At 57.8% G+C, this 19,609-nt stretch carries 18 protein-coding genes and 1 riboswitch; of the genes, 17 read left to right on the plus strand and 1 reads right to left on the minus strand.

From position 1 onward, the window contains the following. Positions 1–89: 89 nt before the first annotated feature. The 13 genes from def (at position 90) to holA (ending at position 14,843) form a co-directional block, all read left to right on the plus strand. The gene (def, locus tag L248_RS00860; protein ID WP_022528134.1) at positions 90–644 is read left to right on the plus strand and encodes a peptide deformylase; all 555 of its coding nucleotides are present in this window, start codon (positions 90–92) and stop codon (positions 642–644) included. A 149-nt stretch (positions 645–793) separates the two neighbouring features. Then, positions 794–956: riboswitch (M-box (ykoK) riboswitch) on the plus strand. A gap of 219 nt (positions 957–1,175) precedes the next feature. Beyond that, positions 1,176–3,806 carry a magnesium-translocating P-type ATPase gene (gene mgtA, locus L248_RS00865; protein WP_022528135.1) on the plus strand — a complete coding sequence of 877 codons (2,631 nt, stop codon included), beginning with the start codon at positions 1,176–1,178 and terminating at the stop codon, positions 3,804–3,806. Positions 3,807–3,883: 77 nt separating this feature from the next. Beyond that, positions 3,884–4,186 carry a UPF0223 family protein gene (locus L248_RS00870; protein WP_040534165.1) on the plus strand — a complete coding sequence of 101 codons (303 nt, stop codon included), beginning with the start codon at positions 3,884–3,886 and terminating at the stop codon, positions 4,184–4,186. Beyond that, complete coding sequence (locus L248_RS00875) at positions 4,179–4,958, plus strand: inositol monophosphatase family protein (RefSeq protein WP_022528137.1); 780 nt, start codon at positions 4,179–4,181, stop codon at positions 4,956–4,958. The genes L248_RS00870 and L248_RS00875 overlap by 8 nt, the downstream gene beginning before the upstream one ends. Positions 4,959–5,085: 127 nt before the next feature. Then, positions 5,086–6,936 carry a translational GTPase TypA gene (gene typA / locus L248_RS00880; RefSeq protein WP_040534167.1) on the plus strand — a complete coding sequence of 617 codons (1,851 nt, stop codon included), beginning with the start codon at positions 5,086–5,088 and terminating at the stop codon, positions 6,934–6,936. A gap of 178 nt (positions 6,937–7,114) precedes the next feature. Beyond that, positions 7,115–8,314 (plus strand): FtsW/RodA/SpoVE family cell cycle protein, encoded by a 1,200-nt coding sequence (locus tag L248_RS00885; RefSeq protein WP_040534169.1) that lies wholly within the window; start codon positions 7,115–7,117, stop codon positions 8,312–8,314. Further along, positions 8,301–8,585 (plus strand): YlbG family protein, encoded by a 285-nt coding sequence (locus tag L248_RS00890; protein WP_022528140.1) that lies wholly within the window; start codon positions 8,301–8,303, stop codon positions 8,583–8,585. Before L248_RS00885 ends, L248_RS00890 begins: the two co-directional genes overlap by 14 nt. Beyond that, a complete protein-coding gene (rsmD, locus tag L248_RS00895) occupies positions 8,585–9,145 on the plus strand; it encodes a 16S rRNA (guanine(966)-N(2))-methyltransferase RsmD (protein ID WP_040534171.1) in 561 nt (186 codons plus the stop codon). The genes L248_RS00890 and rsmD overlap by 1 nt, the downstream gene beginning before the upstream one ends. Further along, entirely contained in the window at positions 9,142–9,642 is a 501-nt protein-coding gene (gene coaD, locus L248_RS00900) for a pantetheine-phosphate adenylyltransferase (protein ID WP_022528142.1), read from the plus strand. The genes rsmD and coaD overlap by 4 nt, the downstream gene beginning before the upstream one ends. Next, a complete protein-coding gene (locus L248_RS00905) occupies positions 9,642–10,709 on the plus strand; it encodes a SepM family pheromone-processing serine protease (RefSeq protein ID WP_022528143.1) in 1,068 nt (355 codons plus the stop codon). Before coaD ends, L248_RS00905 begins: the two co-directional genes overlap by 1 nt. Before the next feature lie 80 nt (positions 10,710–10,789). After that, positions 10,790–11,536 (plus strand): helix-hairpin-helix domain-containing protein, encoded by a 747-nt coding sequence (locus L248_RS00910; RefSeq protein ID WP_040534352.1) that lies wholly within the window; start codon positions 10,790–10,792, stop codon positions 11,534–11,536. Continuing rightward, positions 11,533–13,836: a ComEC/Rec2 family competence protein gene (locus L248_RS00915; RefSeq protein ID WP_022528145.1), complete on the plus strand. Its 2,304-nt coding sequence runs from the start codon at positions 11,533–11,535 to the stop codon at positions 13,834–13,836. Before L248_RS00910 ends, L248_RS00915 begins: the two co-directional genes overlap by 4 nt. Beyond that, on the plus strand, positions 13,818–14,843 hold the full coding sequence (gene holA, locus L248_RS00920) for a DNA polymerase III subunit delta (protein ID WP_022528146.1): 1,026 nt from the start codon (positions 13,818–13,820) through the stop codon (positions 14,841–14,843). Before L248_RS00915 ends, holA begins: the two co-directional genes overlap by 19 nt. Positions 14,844–14,910: 67 nt before the next feature. Here the strand turns inward: holA and rpsT are convergent, their stop codons facing one another. After that, entirely contained in the window at positions 14,911–15,165 is a 255-nt protein-coding gene (rpsT, locus tag L248_RS00925) for a 30S ribosomal protein S20 (protein ID WP_022528147.1), read from the minus strand. A 242-nt stretch (positions 15,166–15,407) separates the two neighbouring features. Here rpsT and rpsO point away from each other — a divergent pair, with 242 nt between their 5' ends. From rpsO to L248_RS00945, 4 genes are all read left to right on the plus strand, one after another. Then, on the plus strand, positions 15,408–15,677 hold the full coding sequence (gene rpsO / locus L248_RS00930) for a 30S ribosomal protein S15 (RefSeq protein ID WP_022528148.1): 270 nt from the start codon (positions 15,408–15,410) through the stop codon (positions 15,675–15,677). A gap of 100 nt (positions 15,678–15,777) precedes the next feature. Further along, positions 15,778–16,686, plus strand: a complete 909-nt coding sequence (locus L248_RS00935) for a hypothetical protein (RefSeq protein WP_022528149.1) — start codon at positions 15,778–15,780, stop codon at positions 16,684–16,686. Positions 16,687–16,875: 189 nt separating this feature from the next. Then, positions 16,876–18,642, plus strand: a complete 1,767-nt coding sequence (locus L248_RS00940; protein WP_022528150.1) for a ribonuclease J — start codon at positions 16,876–16,878, stop codon at positions 18,640–18,642. Further along, the gene (locus L248_RS00945; protein ID WP_022528151.1) at positions 18,635–19,591 is read left to right on the plus strand and encodes a hypothetical protein; all 957 of its coding nucleotides are present in this window, start codon (positions 18,635–18,637) and stop codon (positions 19,589–19,591) included. Before L248_RS00940 ends, L248_RS00945 begins: the two co-directional genes overlap by 8 nt. Positions 19,592–19,609: the final 18 nt, after the last annotated feature.

Below are 19,609 nucleotides of genomic sequence, written 5' to 3' on the forward strand. Positions count from 1 at the left end.
ATCCCTACGCTTCTAACCGGGCCGCTCCGCCCTCTGGCAATTTGTGATACCATATAAACTGAAAATCGACATGGAAAGCAGGATATATCGTGATTTTAATGAAAGACATCGTCCGTGACGGCGACCCGGTATTAAGAAAAGTCGCTGCTCCGGTCGCCTTCCCTCTGAATAAAGAAGATCACCAGTTAGCTAAGGATATGATGGGCTACCTGATCAATAGCCAGGACCCGGAGATTGCCCAGAAGCACCAGCTCCGGGCGGGGGTCGGTCTGGCCGCTCCCCAGGTGGGCCGCTCCATCAAGATGGCTGCGGTTCTGGTGCCGGACAATGACGGTAACATTGTATTACAAGAGATTCTCTGCAACCCGGTCATCACCCGTGAATCTGTGCGGCCAGCGGCTTTAGCGGAAGGGGAAGGGTGCCTGTCCGTCGATGAGGATGTCCCGGGCTATGTTGTCCGCCACGACCGCATCACCATCCGGTACCAAGATATCAATGGGGACAAGAAGATCCTGCGGCTGAAGGACTATCCCGCCATTGTCTGCCAGCACGAGATCGACCACCTGAATGGCCACTTGTTCTACGACCATATCGATAAGAAGCATCCGTTCAACATCGATCCGGATGCGGTCATCGTGAAATAACGCTGGCGCTGACGTCTTGATATGGCTGGGCGGAGATTAATGAGGGCAGCGCTGCAAACGAAATCTGCCGAACAAAAGCTGGGTTTCGCCCGCTGGTTTGACTTCCCCCTGTCCCATCAGTATACTTAAGTAAGTAAATAAATGGATCGCCATAACCCTGTTAGGTGAGGCTCCTGTACGAAAACATGCTGCTGCTCAGAAACATCGAGAGATGCCAACGAGTCAACCGGAATTGCTAATAAGGCTTTTTCTAACGCAGCTGAACGTTGTTCTACGTCGTACAGTGCTAAAGCTCAACGTCGGGCCATCGGATTTTTGGTGTGCTCACGTTGGGAGCACACCTTTTTTATGTCCGTCCATCTCATTCGAAAGGAAGGTGATCAGAATGAAACAACAATCAATGCCTGGACCCGCAGACCCGCCTAGTAGATCGCGCAGGGCCCGTTTCATCCGGTCACTTTCCGGTCATTTTCTGATGGTCTAGAACAGTGCCCGGCTGCTCCCCCTGCGCTTGAAGAGAGGAGCTTGACATTGTTCATCAAAAAAAATCACACCGCGCTGGCCGCGGCAAAACAAACCGAACTGAAGCAGCTGAGCGGCTACAGCCAAGAACAGATCTTGGCTCAGCTGCACACGCGCCTGAGCGGCCTGGACGAGGCCGAAGTGGGCAAGCGCCAGCTGCAATACGGCGAGAACACGGTCCAGTCCCAGTCGGCATTACCGGCTTACCGGGTCCTGCTGGCCGCCTTTAACGACCCGTTTGTCTATGTTCTGTTATTTCTCATGATCGTCTCGGCCCTGACCAATGACCGGGACGGGGCCATCGTGATGGCCATCATGATCCTGTTATCCGTTCTGATCCGCTTCACTCAAGAATATCGTTCTCAGAAAGCCAGCGCGGCGCTGACTAAGCTGATTCAAAATACGACGGCCGTGACTCGGGACGGGATTACCCGGGAACTGCCGATGGATGCCGTGGTGCCCGGCGATATCGTGACCCTGAGCACCGGCGACATGATACCTGCGGATGCCTACCTGCTGAAGACCAAGGACTTATTTGTGAACCAATCCTCCCTCACCGGTGAAGCCATGCCAGTGGAGAAAAAGGCAGATTACGACACTGCTGAATTACCGCAAGAAGCCACCGCTTTCGATTATCCGAACCTGGTCTACATGGGCACTGATGTCCTGTCTGGTTCCGGTGTCGCCGTCATTCTGAAGACGGGCAGCGCCACGTTCTTTGGGGACATTGCGGAGAGTGCGTCCGCCGTCCAGGGACCGAGCAACTTCGATACCGGAATGCGCCGCATCAGCCGCTTTCTCATCACCATGATGATGATTCTCGTGCCTATCGTCTTTCTGATTAACGGCCTGACCAAGCGGGACTGGACCCAGGCGTTCTTCTTCGCCATTGCGGTGGCCGTGGGGCTGACCCCGGAGATGCTGCCGATGATTGTCAACAGCAACTTGGCGAAAGGGGCGTTGGCGATGGCTAAAAAGAAGGTCATCGTCAAGCAGCTGCATGCGATTCAGAACCTAGGTGCGATTGATACGCTGTTCACCGACAAGACCGGCACCATCACCGAAGACCGCGTTGTGGTCATGCGCTACGTGGACGCGTTAGGGGAAAAAGACGACTCAGTCTTGCGTTTGGCGTACATGAATTCCAACTATCAGACTGGCTGGCGTAACCTGATGGACCAGGCTGTCATTGATTATGTGGAGAAACACAAGAGTGAGCGCCAGCTGCTGCCAGGAACGCTGACTAAGGTTGACGAGATCCCGTTTGATTTTGATCGGCGGCGACTCACGGTGGTCGTCCAAAATGACGATCACCAGTGGATGATCACTAAGGGTGCCTTTGAAGAAATGATCCAGGTCTCGGATTACGTTTTGATCGACGGCCAAGTGACGCCGATGACTGGCGCGTTGCACGATCGGCTGGTGCAGACCAACGAGCAGCTGAACCAATCCGGGATGCGGGTCCTGGCGGTGGCCTACCGCCAAGACGTGCACACGCAGAATGTCTACACTATCGCCGATGAGCATAATATGATCCTGGCAGGCTTTCTGGGCTTTCTCGACCCGGCTAAACCCGATGCCAAGGAAGCCATCAGTCTTTTAAACGATCACGGTGTCCGGGTCAAAGTGCTGACGGGGGATAACGCCATCATCACCCAGCACGTCGCCACCCAAGTGGGCATCACGAACACTGCGGTGCTTGCCGGTAATGATGTGGACGACCTAGACGACCAAGCGCTGGCCAAGGCGGTGGCCACCCATGACCTGTTCGTTAAGCTGAACCCATTGCAGAAAGCCCGGATCATCAGCGTGATGAAGGGCCACGGCCACACCGTCGGCTTCATGGGGGACGGCATCAACGATGCCCCTGCGCTGCGCCAGGCCGATGTGGGCATCTCGGTGGAGAATGCGGCCGATATTACCAAGGAAGTCAGCGGCATCATCCTCCTGGAGAAATCTCTGCTGGTATTGGAAGACGGCATCCTCGAGGGCCGGCGGGTGTACGCCAACGCAATGAAGTACATCAAGATGACGGTCTCGTCAAACTTCGGCAACGCACTGTCGGTGCTGATTGCCAGTATCTTTCTGCCGTTCCTGCCCATGCTATCGATCCAGCTGCTGGTGCAAAACCTGATTTATGACACCGCCCAAATGGCGATTCCTTGGGACAACGTGGATCCCGAAACGTTAGCCCAACCGACCCCGTGGCGGGCGGAAGGCCTTTTCCGGTACACCGTCCTGTTTGGCCCGGTTTCTTCGGTGTTTGACGTGCTGACGTTCCTCTTTCTCTGGTTCGGCCTGGGGGTGGGGAACGATCCCAGCAGCTTAGCGCTGCAAGGAATGTTCCAAGCCGGCTGGTTCATTGAAGGGCTCTTCACCCAAGCCCTCATCGTCAACGTGTTCCGCACCCGCCACGTGCCCAGTTTCAAGACCCCGGCCAGCGCTGTGGTGCTCCTCGCCACCGGTTTGGCCTTGGCCATCGGCGGCCTCCTTGTTCTGACCCCTCTCCGGGTGGCTTTCGACTTCGGCACTTTACCCGGCCAATTTTGGCCCTGGGTCCTGCTGATCATCGGCGGGTATGTCCTGACAGTGGAAGCGATGAAGGCCGTGTATGTGAAGCGGACAGGAACTTGGTTGTGAGAGAGGGGATGGCGGCCGCCGCCCGCATTCGTTACAATAGAAAACAGCGAAACAAAACACGAAGGAGCGCAACTATTGTGACGAAAGCGACGCATGAATACTCATACCCCCTGCGGCCTGAATGGTCCACTGCCGAAGTAACCACGGTCATGGCATTTTATAATGCCGTGGAAGAAGCTTACGAAGGCGGCACCAGTGCGGCCGACCTCTTGGCGGCCTATGCTGCCTTCAAGACGGTCGTGCCTGATAAAATGACCGAAAAACAGCTCGATGCAGAATTCACAGAGGCCTCTGGCTATTCTCTTTACCGTGCGGTCCAGGCTGCCCGCCAAGACAATCAAACAACGATTCGGATGACGGGCGGTGACCACCGTGGATAAACCAGAAACGGCGCTGTTGGCGCTGCGTATGCGGGATTGGGTGGCCCAAGCCGGGGCCCATATCCGCCACCACATTCACGACCCGCTGCAGATTCAGACCAAGTCCAGCCGGACGGATCTGGTTACCAATCTGGATAAACAAACCGAGCGGAACTTGATTGCTGCCATCCGCAGCGAGTACCCTGACGCCCAAATTATGGGCGAAGAGGGCAGCGGCGACCACGTTACCGATCTCCGCGGGCTCGTGTTCTTCGTTGACCCGATTGACGGGACGATGAACTTTGTCAAACAAAAGTATAACTTTGCCATCATGATTGGGGCTTACGTGGACGGCACGCCCCAAGTCGGTGTGATCTTGAACGTGATGCGCCAGGAACTATACTGGGGCGGCCCACAGCTGGGCGTCTACAAGAACGAAACACCCATCACGCACGGTTCAGAACTGACCCTGGCCGACGGTTTATTCGGCATCAACTCGGCCATGCTGGCCTATGACCGGTATCATAGTCACCAGCTGTTCAAGACGTGTGCAGGGATGCGCATCATCGGCAGTGCCGGCATCGAATATATACAATTATTAGAAGGTCGGCAGATTGCCTACATGAGCCATTTAGCCCCGTGGGACGTGGCGGCCGGCCGAGTAATGGCAGAGACGCTGGGCATGTCTGTGACGCGTCTTGACGGCCATCCCCTGGATATGCTATCATCAGGCGATGTATTAATAGCAACAGCGCCCACCGCTGACGCTATCCGGGCCATTGCGCTGGGATAGAGCGGAGACGGCAATCTGAGTTTTGCACGAGGCAGAGACTGGTACCGAACGGGCCAGTCTCTTGTCATATGGACATTACTACACCGCTTACAACGCTGTATTGTTTTACGAAAGGAAGAAATTGAATTTGAAAACTCGTGAGGACATCCGGAATATTGCGATCATTGCGCACGTCGACCACGGCAAAACGACCCTGGTCAACGAATTGCTTAAGCAATCCGATACACTGCCCGAACATATGCACTTGGAGGACCGGGCGCTAGATTCTAACGCAATTGAACGGGAACGGGGTATCACGATCCTTTCCAAGAATACGGCGGTCCAATACGGCAAGACCAAGATCAACATCTTGGATACCCCGGGCCACGCGGACTTCGGTGGTGAAGTGGAACGGATCATGAAAATGGTCGATGGGGTTCTGCTGGTCGTCGATGCGTATGAAGGGACCATGCCCCAGACCCGCTTCGTTCTGAAGAAGGCCTTGGAACAGCACTTGACTCCCATCGTGGTCATCAACAAGATCGACCGCCCCGGTGCGCGTCCGGAAGAAGTTGTCGATGAAGTATTGGAACTCTTCATTGAATTAGGCGCCGACGACGAGCAGCTGGAATTCCCGGTTGTTTATACATCGGCTGTCAACGGGACGTCGAGCTTGGATTCCGATCCGGCGACGCAGGAACACACGATGAACTATCTGTTTGATACCATCGTGAAGACGATCCCGGCGCCCCTGGACAACAGCGATGAACCGCTGCAGTTCCAAGTGGCGATGCTGGACTACAATGATTATGTGGGCCGCATTGGTATCGGCCGGATTTTCCGGGGTTCGATCCATCTGGGCGACAACGTTTCTGTCTTGAAGCTGGACGGCACCCATAAGAACTTCCGGGTCACCAAGATCTTCGGCTTCTTCGGTTTGAAGCGGGTCGAAGTTGATTCCGCCAAGGCCGGGGACTTGATCGCTGTTTCCGGGATGGAAGACATCTTCGTCGGCGAGACCGTGACGCCGGTGGATCACCCGGATGCTCTGCCCATTCTGCGGATCGACGAGCCCACCTTGCAGATGACGTTCCTGGCCAACGATTCGCCGTTTGCCGGTCAAGAAGGGACCGAAGTCACTGCCCGGAAGCTGGAGGACCGGCTGAAGAGCCAGCTCCACACCGATGTGTCGTTGCGGGTCGAAGATACTGACCTGCCCAGCGCTTGGATCGTTTCCGGCCGTGGTGAACTGCACCTTTCTATCTTAGTTGAAGAAATGCGCCGGGAAGGCTTCGAACTGCAGCTGTCCCGTCCGGAAGTTATCTACAAGGACATTGACGGGGTTACCTGCGAACCCTTCGAGTCCGTGCAGATCGATACCCCGAACGAGTACGTCGGCAGCGTCATCGATTCAATGTCCCAGCGTAAGGGCGAAATGAAGAACATGGAGACGACCGACAACGGCCAGACCCGCTTGACCTTCCTCGCTCCAGCCCGGGGGCTGATCGGTTACAGCACCGAGTTCATGTCCCAGACCGGTGGTTACGGCATCATGAACCACACCTTCGCTAAGTACCTGCCCGTTATCAAGAATTGGACGCCTGGCCGCCGCACCGGTGCGCTGGTGTCCATCAACCAGGGCACAGCCACGACGTACAGCCTGCAGTCTGTTGAAGACCGCGGCACGCTGTTCGTTGATGCCGGTGTCCAGGTCTATGAGGGCATGATCGTGGGTGAGTCCAGCCGGGAGCAAGATATCGGCGTCAACGTCACCAAGGGGAAGAACCTGACCAACACCCGGGCCGCTGGTAAGGACCACGCCGCCGCGATCCGGACCCCGAAGTCCCTTTCTCTGGAAGAATCCATTGAATTTTTGAACGAGGATGAGTACTGCGAAGTTACCCCCAAGAGCATTCGCCTGCGCAAGAAGATTTTGAACACGTCTGCGCGGATGAAGGCCGCCAAGCGGGCCAAGGTCGCAGCCAAGGACGACAAGTAAACTTAAACTTAATGAAGTTTTAGCCCGTATCGTGATGGTGCGGGCTTTTTTTGTGCGGCCGCGGCCGGGCCGGGTCAGCCCCGTCCGGTAGGGCAGCGGCGGGAGAACCTGCGGTCAGGCATGGCCCGGCACCGTGGTATAATGGAACCATTCAATTTGGTTAGAAAGGATGGCCGCGATGCGTACACGATTGGCCCATATCGACTATTTCATCCTGGTTCCGTTTTTGATTCTCATGGGCGTGGGCATCGTGATGGTCTATTCCGCCAGCACAGACTTTTTGACCGTCCGCCACTTGGCGGCAACGGTCTACTTGAAGCGCCAAGCCATCTTTGCCGTTGGCGGGCTGTTTGCGGCAGCCTTTACCTTTATTTTTCCGCTGCGGTTATTTGAGAATGGCATTTTTGTGCGCATCGCCGTCCTGGTGACGATGATCATGCTCGGCGGTTTGCTGGTGCTGGCCTACTTTCGCCCGCAAGTTGCCGTTAACGGTGCCGTCGCTTGGTTCAACATCGGCTCGTTCAACGTCCAGCCGGTGGAAATTGCGAAGCTCGTGCTGATTCTGTATTTGGCCCGCATTTTGTCCCGGCGGGAAGAAAAGCTGACCGTTCTGCGGGAAGCTACCCGCCAAGTGCTGGCGCCCATCCTGGTCGCCGGGGCGATGGCGTTGCTGGTCTTTCTTGAACCGGATACCGGCGGGATGGCGATGCTGGTCTTTCTCACCGCCATCATGATTGCTGCGTCGGGCATCAAGTGGCCCTATGGGGTAACTGTCATCGGCGGAGTCATCGGCGTCAGCGCCGGCGGCTTGTATATTATGCAGAGCCTGAACCTGCCCTGGTTGAAGAATAGTTATCGGATCAAGCGGCTGCTGGCGTTCTTTCACCCCTTCAAGCTGGCGAACAGCACCGGCCGACAGCTGGTCAATTCGTATTACGCCATCAGCAACGGCGGCTGGTTCGGCGTCGGCATCGGCAACAGTATCCAGAAGAAGGGTTACCTGCCTGAACCTTACACCGACTTCATCATGGCGGTGATTACCGAGGAACTGGGGATTATCGGCGCGATTGCCATCCTGTTCGTCCTTTTCTTTCTAATCGCCCGCATCATCCTGGTGGGTATTCGCGCCCGCTCGGCGTACCGGTCGCTGTTGTGCTATGGTATTGGCAGCTGGCTGTTCATTCAGACGTTTTTCAATATCGGCGGGATGATCGGTCTGATTCCCATCACCGGGGTGACGCTGCCGTTCATCAGTTACGGCGGCTCGTCTCTGCTGATGCTGGCCGCCGGGATTGGTCTGGCCCTGAACGTCAGTTGTATTGAACAGGTGGAGCAGGAACGCAGTTTAGAAAGGGAGCGAGAACATGGCCACGCCTGAGCAGACGATTCCGCAGCCGCGGACGGGTATCGCGGTTTGGCTGTATTCGGCCAAACAAGCCCGCAAGCTGCGCCGCTATGGCTTAGTGTATTATGTCTCCGAACGGATGAAATACGTCGTTTTGTACGTGGATTCGGCCAATGCTGAGGCCACCGTGCAGCAGCTGCAAAAGCAGCGCTTTGTCCGCAGTGTCAGCGTGTCGCCCCACGGCACGATTGCCACGGAATATGCCCACCAGTTGATCGGTGAGCGCAAGGAGGATGACGACTGATGCGCGTGATTTCAGGCGAATTCGGCGGCCGCCGGCTCTTTGCCGTGCCCGGGAATAAGACCCGGCCGACCACCGATAAAGTGAAAGAGAGCTTATTCAATATTCTTGGGCCGTATTTTGATGGCGGCGCGGTACTGGATCTTTTTGCGGGGACGGGCGGCTTGGGTATCGAAGCCGTTTCCCGCGGGATGGACCGGGCCGTGCTCGTCGATCGGCAGGGGGCCGCGATCAAAGTCATTACCCGTAACGTCGCAGTGACTAAGGTACCGGACCGCTTTACGATCGTCCACGCCGCCGCTGCGGCTTACCTGCAGCGGGCAGTGGGTACGATTCAGTTTGACCTGGTCTTTCTTGACCCGCCTTACGCCCAGCAGGAGATCGTTAAGACGATCACGACACTGGCGGATGACGACTTGCTGCGTCCGGGTGCCCGCATCGTGGCAGAGACCGATACGAAGGTGGCTTATCCCGCTGTACCCCGCTTTCAGTTACAGCGCCAAGTCACTTATGGCATCACGGAATTAGCCATTTTCCGGTATGAAGGAGACGAAGACAATTGAAACGGATTGCATTATTTCCCGGCAGTTTTGACCCGATCACCAACGGGCATTTGCAGACGGTCCAGCGGGCCCGCACCTTATTCGATGAGGTCGTTGTCGCGGTGATGACCAACGCCAGCAAGCAAGGGCTGTTTACGCCGGAGGAGAAGAAGGCCTTGGTGGCCGCCGCCGTTGCGGACATGCCCAATGTCCGGGTCATCGCCGCGCCAGACCAGCTGACGGTCCGCGTGGCCGCCTCCGTGGGCGCCAAGTTCCTGCTGCGGGGACTGCGCAACGAATCGGATTTTACATATGAAGCCGGTATTGCTCAGATCAACAAAACGCAGGACCCCGCGATTGAGACGGTCTTTTTCTATGCTGATTCGGCAACGGCCTTCGTTTCGTCTTCGATGATCAAAGAAGTGGCCCGCTTCGGCGGCGATGTGTCCGGCTTAGTGCCGGCGAACGTGGCCGCCGCCCTGACCGCCAAAATGCGTATGTTAGGAAGTGACGTCTGATGCAGCAGCCGCAAAAAACTCCCCGGCGGCACCGGGGGCTATGGTGGAAGATCCTGATTCCCGTGCTGGTGGTCGTATTATTGGCCGCCACGTTCGTACCGCTGCCCAACTGGTTCATCGAAATGCCGGGGTCGGCTGAACCGCTGGCCCAGTATGTTAAAGTCGACGGCAAACGGGATAAGGCTGCCGGCAGTTTCTCCCTGACCACCGTGGGGATTGCCTCAGCCACCGCCCTACAGCTGCTCTTAAGTAAGACGCGGCCGTATGAAGACATCGTTTCCCGCAACGACGTGATGGGCGGCGAGGACAATGCCACCTTCGACCGGGTGCAGCAGTATTACATGACCAGTGCGATCAACAACGCGATTGCCGTCGCCTACAAGGCGGCGGGCAAGGCGTATCAAATCCATTATTTGGGTATTTATGTACTGGATATTCAGAAGCAGTCGGCGTTTGCTGGCAAACTGCGGGTGGGGGACACGATCACCAAAGTCGATGGCCGCCATTTCAATTCGAGTACGGGCTACATCAACTATATTCGCAGCCGCAAAGTCGGCGATACCGTCACCCTGACTTATACGCGCGGCAGTCAGACGCTGACGTCGGCGGGTAAACTTTACCGGCTGGCGCAGACCAAGAAGCCGGGAATCGGCATCACCCTGACCGACCGGACGAAGGTCACCACAACGATTCCAGTCAAAGCCAACGTCAGCCAAATTGGCGGGCCGTCCGCCGGGTTGATGTTCTCCCTGCAAATTTATGATCAACTGACCGGCAGCAAATTGCGCAAGGGCCGGCACATCGCCGGCACCGGCGAGATTGCCCCGGACGGTACAGTCGGCCAGATCGGCGGTCCGGAGAAGAAAGTGTACATTGCCGCTCAAGAAGGGGCAACGATCTTCTTTGCTCCCCACACCAAGGTGACCAAGGCCATTAAGAAACTTGATCCGGGGTTCCAGGATAACTATGCCGTGGCCAAGAAGGCGGCTAAGGATTCCCATTTGAAGATTACGGTCGTACCCGTGGAAAAATTCAGCGACGCCGTTAAATACCTCCAAACCCATTAAAAATATTTCCTCGTTTCGTTTCATTTTCCGATTTCTTTGCGTAATTTACTATGACAAGCAAAGAAAGGCAGGGGATGACGATGCGGCGGCAACGTCCAGAAAAGCCTCGGCTGCTCAGTCAGCTGGGGCGTTATTGGTATTGGGGTGTCATTGGATTAGCGGTACTGGCGTTAGGCGGCTGGTGGTGGTTCCGGCAAGAAGCATCCGCCGGCGTCGTTTTAGACCCGGCAGCATCAGCGACTGTTCCTGGAGCGGTGCAGACCAGCAGTGCCAGCGGCGGGTCGGGGGGACATTCAGCCGGTGTGTCTCAGTCGGCGAGTACCAGTAGACCGGCGGCCCCGGCCAAGAACGGCCAGGTGTGGGTCGATATTCAAGGCGCTGTCCAGAAACCCGGCGTGTATCAGCTCGCCGCTGACAGCCGGCTGGATCATGCGGTCCGGGCGGCTGGCGGGTTGCGGCCGGAGGCAGACCGGCGCCAGGTCAACCTGGCGCAGCCGCTGACCGATGGGGCAGCGATTTATATTCCCAAGGCAGGAGAACAAGCGGCCAGCAGCAATGCCCCAGCGGGTGAAAGCGGTGTGCAGCCTGGGCCCGCTGCGAGCGGGTCGTCAGCGCCAGCGGCGGATACCGGGGAGGCCGCGATCAATATCAACAGTGCCACCCAAGCGGACCTCGAACAGGTCAGTGGGATCGGGCCGAAGCGGGCGGGGGACATTATCGCTTACCGCGAGAGTCACGGCCCTTTTCAGTCGCTGGATGAGCTGGGCGAGATCAGCGGTATTGGCGAAAAGACATTGGCGACCCTGAAGGCGGCTTTGACGCTATGACCGGTTGGCGCTGGCCGGATACTTTGGGTCTGTGGACGGCGGTCACCGTGGTGGGCGCGGTATGCGCCGCCACGACGGGGCAGCCGCTGCTGGCCAGCGGGTTGTTTGTATTTGGCGCGCTCCATTGCGGCCGGCTCGGCCGGCGCTGGCTCATCGTGCCGGCTGTTGCGCTGGCGGTTTGGGCGGGGTGCTTTTGGCGCTGGCAGCAGCAGGTTCAGCCTCCGGTTGCGGCTGATCACCAGGCGGTGGCGATCGCAGTTTATCCCAGCCGATTGAAGGTGAACGGCGACTTGGTCAGCGGCCGGGCGGTCGCCAGCGATACTGGCCTGCCGCTGTGGCTTTCTTACCAATTCCGGAGTGCGGATGAGAAAGCGGCTTTTGCGGCCTTCACCGGGCCGATGATTCTCCATGGGAAGGGCACAGTAGCGCCGGTGGCTGGTTCGACCAACCCCGGTCAATTTGATTTTCGCCGGTTTGCGGCCGCCCAGTACGGCATCAGTACCCAGGTGACGATGAAAGGCGGGACCTGGACGGCAGGACTAACACCGCATAATTTAAGTTATGTTAACTTCACCGGTGAACGGCTCCGCCTGTGGCTGGATCATCGGCTGGCGCCGCTGCCTGCTCATCTCCAAGTCTACGTCCGCGGCTTGATCCTCGGCGGCGGCAGCAGCGGGGCGCTGGCCCGGGATCTGCGGGAGACCCAAACCAAATTGGGTATCATCCATCTTTGGAGCCTATCGGGGATGCAGGTGATGCTTCTGGCCAACGTGCTGCTGCTGGTCAGTACCTGGCTGCACCTGCCCTATGAGCGGGCGCGCTGGCTCGTCCTGGGCATTCTCCTGCTGTATGGCCTGATCACGGACTGGCCCACGGGGATCACCCGCTCCGTGGCCATGTTTGCGGCCGCCCATTTGTGGCCGCGGCGGTGGGCGGTCCCCGCCCTGGACCGCATGGGGGTGGTCTTGCTGCTCTGGCTGTTTTGGCGGCCGGCGGCGTTCACCCAGCTGGGCACCCTGCTCAGTTTCTTTCTGGCGTTCTGCCTGTACTTCGCCCCGCAGCGTTTCTGGCAGCAAAGTCTGGTGATCAATGTGATCAGTTTGCCGTTCATCTTGGCCTTTCAGTTTGAATGGCAGCCGGTGACGCTGCTCTTGAATATTCTTTTGATCCCAGTTTTTAACTATGTTTTCTTCCCGGTCATGCTGGTAGTAGCGACGGTCGTCTTGATCGGCTGGCCAGTGGGCTTTGCCGCGCTGGAGAAAATGTTGATGCAATTTGACGATGTCCTGGCGCAGCTGGCGGCCGGGGCTTGGGGGACCGTGGCGACCGGCGCGGTCCCAGCGGTGGTGTTTGCCGGGCTGCTGATCAGTGCGCTGGTGGCCAGCTTCGTGCCGGCTGGCCGACGTTGGGCTTTGACCGGCGGGACGGTATTGGTCATCGGCCTGTGTCTCAGCCGGGCGTTCCCGTTCACTGATCGCGTCGCCTTCATTGACGTCGGACAGGGGGACAGCAGTCTGGTCATCGGCCGGGGCGGTGGGCCCCGAGTTCTCATCGACACCGGCGGCCGGGTCGACTTCACCCGGGCGCCGTGGCAGACTCGCGATTATGCCCCCGGGATCACCTACAATGTGCTGCCCGTACTGCGCTATTACGGCGTCCGCCGGTTGGACGCGGTCTTTTTGTCCCACCAAGACGCGGACCACATGGGCGACTTGGGTCCGCTGCTGGCGGCGGTGCGGGTGGACCGCATTTTTGTGGGGGCGGGCATGGCCGGTTTGCCGAAGCTGCACGCTGCCATTGCCCAAGCCCGGCGGCCGCCGCTCATCACTGAATTACGGGCCGGCCAGCGCGTTCGCATCCGGCGGCTGGCCTTCACCGTGCACCATCCCAACCAGCCCGGGACCGGCACGAACGAAGATTCGCTCGTTCTTCAAGCCCGCATCGGCGGTCAGACCTTCCTGTGGTTGGGGGATCTCGCTAAGGCGGGGGAAGAAAAGATACTGGCGGGCGGGACGGCGGCCGCGGACGTGATCAAGCTGGGCCACCATGGCGCGGCCACTTCCACCAGTGCGGCACTGCTGGCGGCATTGCAGCCGCAACTCGGTATCATTTCTGCGGGCCGGAATAATCGTTACGGCCATCCGGCGGCTGAGACACTGGCTGCGCTGCAGCAGGCGGGGGTGCCCTGGCTAAATACCGCAGAAGTGGGGTATATTGAATACGTTGGCCGGCCGTGGGGCCGGGCCTATTGGCACACTGGAACAGATTGGAGCACGCGGTTATGGACGTCACCACCTTAAAAAAACAGCTGGCCCAGGGCACTGTGGCCCCGCTGTACTTGATTCTCGGCACCGAAACGGCCTTGCAGGACAGTGCCTTGGCGGCCTTTGACCAGCTTCTGACGGCGGACGCGAAGACGATGGATTACGCCCGGTTGGACATGAGTACGGCCACCATTGCTGAACTGTTGGACGAAGTCTCCTCCATGCCGTTCTATGGTGAGCGGCGGGTCGTGATTGCCAAAGACCCCGTATTTCTTACCGGTAACGGGGCCAAGACCCAAAGCAAAGAGGCGATTGCGGCGCTAGCGGACTACTTTGCGCAGCCGTCGCCGACGACGACCCTGGTGCTCAGCGCCCCCTATGAAAAGTTGGATGAACGGCGCAAGGCGACCAAACAGCTGCGTAAAAACGCCGTGCTGGTGGATGCCCAGCAGATTCGCAGCGAAGTCGTCAACAGCCAAGTACTGAAAGTGATCCAAGGGCAGGGGTACACCATTGCGCCGGCCACGCTAGAACTGCTGGTCCGCAAAACAGAAGCTAATTATTCAACGATCATTGCCCAACTGCCCAAGCTCTACTTGGGGGCGTATCCCGGGAAGGAGATCACCGCGCCGCTGGTGCAGGATCTGGTCCCGGAAACACTGACAGACAATGTATTTGCTGTCACCGATGCTTTGACCCACCAGCATTTTGCTGCTGCGACCCGGGCTTTTCAGGAGCTGTTGGCAAACGGCGAACAGCCTCTGCTGCTGAACGCTTTGCTGCTGAGCCAGTTCCGGCTGCTGGTCCAGGTCAAGATTCTCGGTCATAAAGGATTGAATCAGAACGCCATCGCCAAGGAGCTGAGTGTTCATCCATTCCGGGTCAAACTGGCCCTGCGCAGTGCCCAGGCCTGGCCGCTGCCGACCTTGATCGCCAGTTACAGCGAATTGGTGCATAACGAAGAATTGTATAAGAGCAGCCAGCCGGATCCCGTGACCCTTTTCCTGCGGGTGGTACACGGGTTGCAGAAAACACGGGGGTAAGTCCATTTCTCCCGAAATACAAAAAGAGCGCTGCAACCGCGATTGCAACGCTCTTTTTATGATGGGCTTACTTGTTCATTAAGTGCGTCAGCCGCGACTTGTTCCGCGCCGCTGTGTTGGCGTGGATGAGCCCCTTGCTGTGGGCCCAGTCGATTTTGCTGATGGCCTCGGTGTACAGGGCCTGCTTGTTGTCGGCGTTGGCTTCACTGGCGGCCTCGAACTTCTTGATGGCTGTGCGCATCGCGCTCTTTTGAGAAGCGTTCAAGGCTTGCGCCTTTTGCGCCGTCTTAACGCGCTTGATGGCAGATTTGATCTGTGGCATGAATTCACCCCCACGAACAGTTTATGTTTAAGTTAGCATATTCAAACTCAACGTCCACCATTATACAGACCGGGCGGACCCTTTGCAATAAGAGTTTCACTCGCTGGGGGACGGCCCGGTTGCATTTCTGCCGGAGAACCGGTAGAGTAGTGAAGTACCAAAAATCACTTCGGTCACTTTGTTCCACGATTCACCGCCGAGGACACAGTGATACGAGTACATCGCAGAAAGGTGGCGTTACCATGGCAATCAGCCAAACGCAAAAGAATGAGATCATCAGCAAGTATGCCCGTCACGACGGCGATACAGGTTCTCCCGAGGTGCAAGTTGCACTGTTGACGGCGGACATCAACGCCTTGACGGAACACATGCGCATCCACAAGAAGGACCACCACTCTTATGTCGGCCTGATGAAGAAGATCGGGCACCGGCGTAACCTGCTGGCCTACTTGCGGGATAAGGATGTTGACCGTTATCGGGACTTGATCCAAGCCCTGGGCCTGCGTCGTTAATCACGACAATCAACCACGCTCCGACTTTCGAGTCGGGGCGTTTTTTGCAAGAAAATGGGGGATTATCGTCCCTCATCGGTTAAGAAAGAAGGCCCGTTCCATGCTGATTCGGCAAAAAATTGGCGACCTGATCGTCACCGCGGTGCAACTCCCGGACGCGCCGCCGCAGACCCTGCTGGTGACCGATCAGACGACTACCGTGGTCGTTTCCCCCAACACGGCGGTTGGTGCTCAGACTCCTCCGTCAGTCACGGTCCCGGCCCGCACCGGCCCGGCTTTCGCTGCCTGGGCGGCCGCATTCGTTCCGCCTGTTGCGGGTTTCTTGACATTGTCCGTCATCGGCCCGGTCGCTGAAGCAACGCTATACCCTCTGGCCAGCACGGCTTTGAGTGCGGTCTTAGCAACCAGTGGGGTACTCCCTGACCGGCCGCTGGCCATTACAAGCATGAGCGGTGCCGTGGCAGTGACGGCTGCAGAGAAGGGCATTGTGGGGCTCGCCGGGGTGGTTCCTGACCAACCGGACTGGGCGGTGGCCGAGCCTGACGCCTTACCGGCCTGGCGCCATTTTGCTGGCCAAGTGGTGCGCGTCCTTGGTGGCCCGCCTGACGCAGACTCAGCAGACGCCGGGGCATCACCCGCCTTAACACCCGTGTGGCCCACAATGACCCGACCCACACCGGACACCGTTTATGTTCGCCAAGGGGACGCTGCCGGTTTATTCTGGACGGCAGACGCGGTCGGCCAATCCCAACAGCTGCTGGCGGGTGCTGCCTGGCCCGCTGTGGCCGCGAATGGCCGCGCCATCGTGACGGGGGCCACTGACACGTGGGCGGGCTGGCATACTGTCGGTGCCGCGGGCACGATTCTGACCCGTCACACGGCCGCTGCCGTCAGTATTCAGTGGCAGACCCCGCCGGTTTCCCCCGCGACGCTCACCGCCTGGTGGCCCAAGCTGCTGGCTGATGACGCGGCCCTGCATGATCAGCTGCGGGCCCTGCAGGCCCGCTGAGTTTGTCGTGTTTCCCTGCTGCCTGGCGGTGTATCGCCTTCACGCCCTGATTATGATAGAATGTGCAGTAGATATTTTTGATGTACGGGTCGGCACATTTGTGTCAGAAAAAAACTGTGAATCAGAAACCAAGGAAAATAGGGCGGTCAGCGCGCGCTGACGGACCGATATTGAGGTGTAAGGTTATTTATGGTACAAAAAACGCAGCAGAAACAAGATAAAATACGAATCATCATGCTCGGCGGGGTCCGGGAAAACGGCAAGAACATTTATGCCGTCGAAGTCAATCAGGATATTTTCATTCTCGATTGCGGAATCAAATATCCAGAGAACGAAATGCTGGGGGTCGATGTCGTCATCCCCGATTTTTCGTACATTCAAGACAACATTGACCGGGTCGCGGGCATTTTTCTCACCCACGGGCATGCCGATGCCATTGGCGCGCTGCCATACTTGGTCGCGAAGCATGACATCCCTGTCTTCGGGTCGGAACTGACCGTAGAACTGGCCAAGATTACGGTGCGCTCCACGAAGGGCGCCGGCAAGTTCAACGACTTCCACGTCATTGACGAGAATACCGCCATTGACTTCGATAGTGCGACTGTCAGCTTCTTTAAGACCACCCACTCGATCCCCGGTTCTCTGGGTATCGTCATCAAGACCCCGGCAGGGCAGATCGTCTACACCGGGGACTTTAAGTTCGACCAGGCGGCCGCGCCGCTCTACCAGACAGATTTTGCCCGGCTTGCCCAGATCGGCACCGAGCCGGTCTTAGCCTTGATGGCGGATTCAGCCAACGCGGAGTCACCGTACCCCAACACCAGCGAGAACGACATCGGCAAGTATATTTTGGAACTGTTCGAATATCATGCCGGCCGTATCATCGTGGCGTCCGTGGCGTCGAACATTCTCCGCATTCAGCAAGTCCTTGATGCGGCGGCCCGCATGCACCGCAAGGTTATCCTGACGGGTCGGGACTTGGCCAAGATCGTCCGCACGGCGCTGCGGCTCAACTTATTGAAGCTGCCCACGCCGGACATTCTGGTCCCGGTCAAGGACATTAAGAAATACGATGATCACCAGCTGGTCATTTTGGAGACGGGCCGTTCCGGTGAACCGTTGAAGTCTTTGCAGAAAATGGCGACGAATCAGCACCGGACCGTGCATATCCATCAAGGGGATCTGGTCTTTATCTCGACCACCCCGTCCTACGCCATGGAAACAGCGGTGGCCAAGACCAAGGATATGATCTACCGGGCCGGCGGCGAAGTGAAGACCATTTCTGATGATCTGCACGCCTCGGGCCACGCGTATAAGAACGACTTGCAGCTGCTGCTGAACCTGCTCCATCCGGAGTATCTAATTCCCGTGCAGGGTGAGTACCGCTTGCTCAACGCGCATGCCGAGATTGCCGAGCAGGCTGGGATACCGGCGGACCACATCTTCTTGACGAAGATTGGCGATGTGTTGGCCTACGACAAGCATGGGATGCACCTTTCTCAAGCAGTCACTGCCGGTAATACCATGATTGACGGGCTGGGCGTGGGCGACATTGGCAACATCGTTCTGCGAGACCGCAAGATGCTCGCTGATGACGGTATCTTCATTGCCGTCGTCTCCATCGATCGGCGCAAGAAGAAAGTTGTCTCAGCGCCGAAAGTCACGGCCCGCGGGTTCGTGTACATGAAGGCCAACCATGACTTAATGGCGGAGAGTGCCGACATTGTGAAGAACGCCGTCCAGAAGGATCTGGATAATAAAGAGCTGGACTGGTCGAATCTGAAGCAGAATATGCGGGAGAAATTGTCCCGCTACCTGTTTGAACAAACTAAGCGCCACCCCGTGATCTTACCGGTCATCATGGAAGTGAAACCCCACCGGACGGCTCGGCGGGCACCCGCCAAACGCAAGCCGGCAGCCGCCCCGGCGACGGGTGAGGCGGATCACCATGAGTGACGACCAGCACAAGATCATCCCGTTTCCCCACAATGACGAGCACCACCTGCAGTTAGGCAGTCAAGCACTGCGGGCGGGCGAGTTTACGGAGGCCGTGAACCATTTTCAGGCCGCGTACCAGACGCAGCACACGTTTGCTGTCAACCGGCAACTTGCTGAAGCCCTGCTGCATGCCGGTGATGCCGCTCAAGGGGTGGCCGTCGCCCAGGAGTTCATCGACGGCTATGCCCGCACCTTGACGGACGGTCTGCTTTACAGTCATCTGCTCATCGAAAGCGGTGAATTCGTGTCCGCGCAAGAATGGCTGGTCAGTTTGCGGGAGCAAGCCCATAGTGCAGAAGACCAGGCGCGTTTAAGCGAACTAACAACGTTGTTTGCGGATCGCCAAAAGGCGTTTATCAAGGACCATGCCGCAGACATTGCGGCGATCACCAAGCGTTTCGCTGGGTTGGGCGGGCTCAAGAGCAGTGAGCAGGCGGGCCTGATCAATACCATCGGTCAATTGACTGTGCCGACGTTTAACCAGATTGCCCCCCGGCTGATGACCGATCCGTTCATCAACCAAGCCCTGCGCAACACGGTCGCCCTGCATTATGTCACGCTGGCGGACGATCAGCCGCGCACGCTGCTGTGGTTTGATGAGACAGTCCATTTCGTCCCCAGCGAAGTACCTGATCCTTTCAACAATGCCATTACCGACGTCTGGAACCAGGCGACGGACGACGCGCAGAATGATGACCCAGGGGCGGCACTGATCATGACCCAGGAACTGCGGCTATATCAGCTGCTTTTGTTCCCCCGGCTGGCGGAGGTCGTGGACGCACCGGCTGAATGGGCGGAAGCGGTCCGCATGCGGATCACCAATCCGGATAAGCCGCTGATCACGGCACCGGCGATCAAGCAGTGGCTGACGAAGCTGGACGACGTGTTGGACGGGATGAACGACTGAATAATTCTTCTGGGAAAT

It is taken from the genome of Schleiferilactobacillus shenzhenensis LY-73 (assembly GCF_000469325.1).
Lineage (GTDB): Bacteria > Bacillota > Bacilli > Lactobacillales > Lactobacillaceae > Schleiferilactobacillus > Schleiferilactobacillus shenzhenensis.

Excerpts from the sequence above, each read along its gene's own strand:
- L248_RS00890 (WP_022528140.1), top strand. The coding sequence starts at position 8,301 with ATGGCCACGCCTGAGCAGACGATTCCGCAGCCGCGGACGGGTATCGCG.
- L248_RS00935 (WP_022528149.1), top strand. The coding sequence starts at position 15,778 with ATGCTGATTCGGCAAAAAATTGGCGACCTGATCGTCACCGCGGTGCAA.
- rsmD (WP_040534171.1), top strand. The coding sequence starts at position 8,585 with ATGCGCGTGATTTCAGGCGAATTCGGCGGCCGCCGGCTCTTTGCCGTG.
- L248_RS00905 (WP_022528143.1), top strand. The coding sequence starts at position 9,642 with ATGCAGCAGCCGCAAAAAACTCCCCGGCGGCACCGGGGGCTATGGTGG.
- rpsT (WP_022528147.1), bottom strand. The coding sequence starts at position 15,165 with ATGCCACAGATCAAATCTGCCATCAAGCGCGTTAAGACGGCGCAAAAG.
- L248_RS00940 (WP_022528150.1), top strand. The coding sequence starts at position 16,876 with ATGGTACAAAAAACGCAGCAGAAACAAGATAAAATACGAATCATCATG.
- rpsO (WP_022528148.1), top strand. The coding sequence starts at position 15,408 with ATGGCAATCAGCCAAACGCAAAAGAATGAGATCATCAGCAAGTATGCC.
- L248_RS00945 (WP_022528151.1), top strand. The coding sequence starts at position 18,635 with ATGAGTGACGACCAGCACAAGATCATCCCGTTTCCCCACAATGACGAG.
- L248_RS00910 (WP_040534352.1), top strand. The coding sequence starts at position 10,790 with ATGCGGCGGCAACGTCCAGAAAAGCCTCGGCTGCTCAGTCAGCTGGGG.
- L248_RS00885 (WP_040534169.1), top strand. The coding sequence starts at position 7,115 with ATGCGTACACGATTGGCCCATATCGACTATTTCATCCTGGTTCCGTTT.
- L248_RS00915 (WP_022528145.1), top strand. The coding sequence starts at position 11,533 with ATGACCGGTTGGCGCTGGCCGGATACTTTGGGTCTGTGGACGGCGGTC.
- holA (WP_022528146.1), top strand. The coding sequence starts at position 13,818 with ATGGACGTCACCACCTTAAAAAAACAGCTGGCCCAGGGCACTGTGGCC.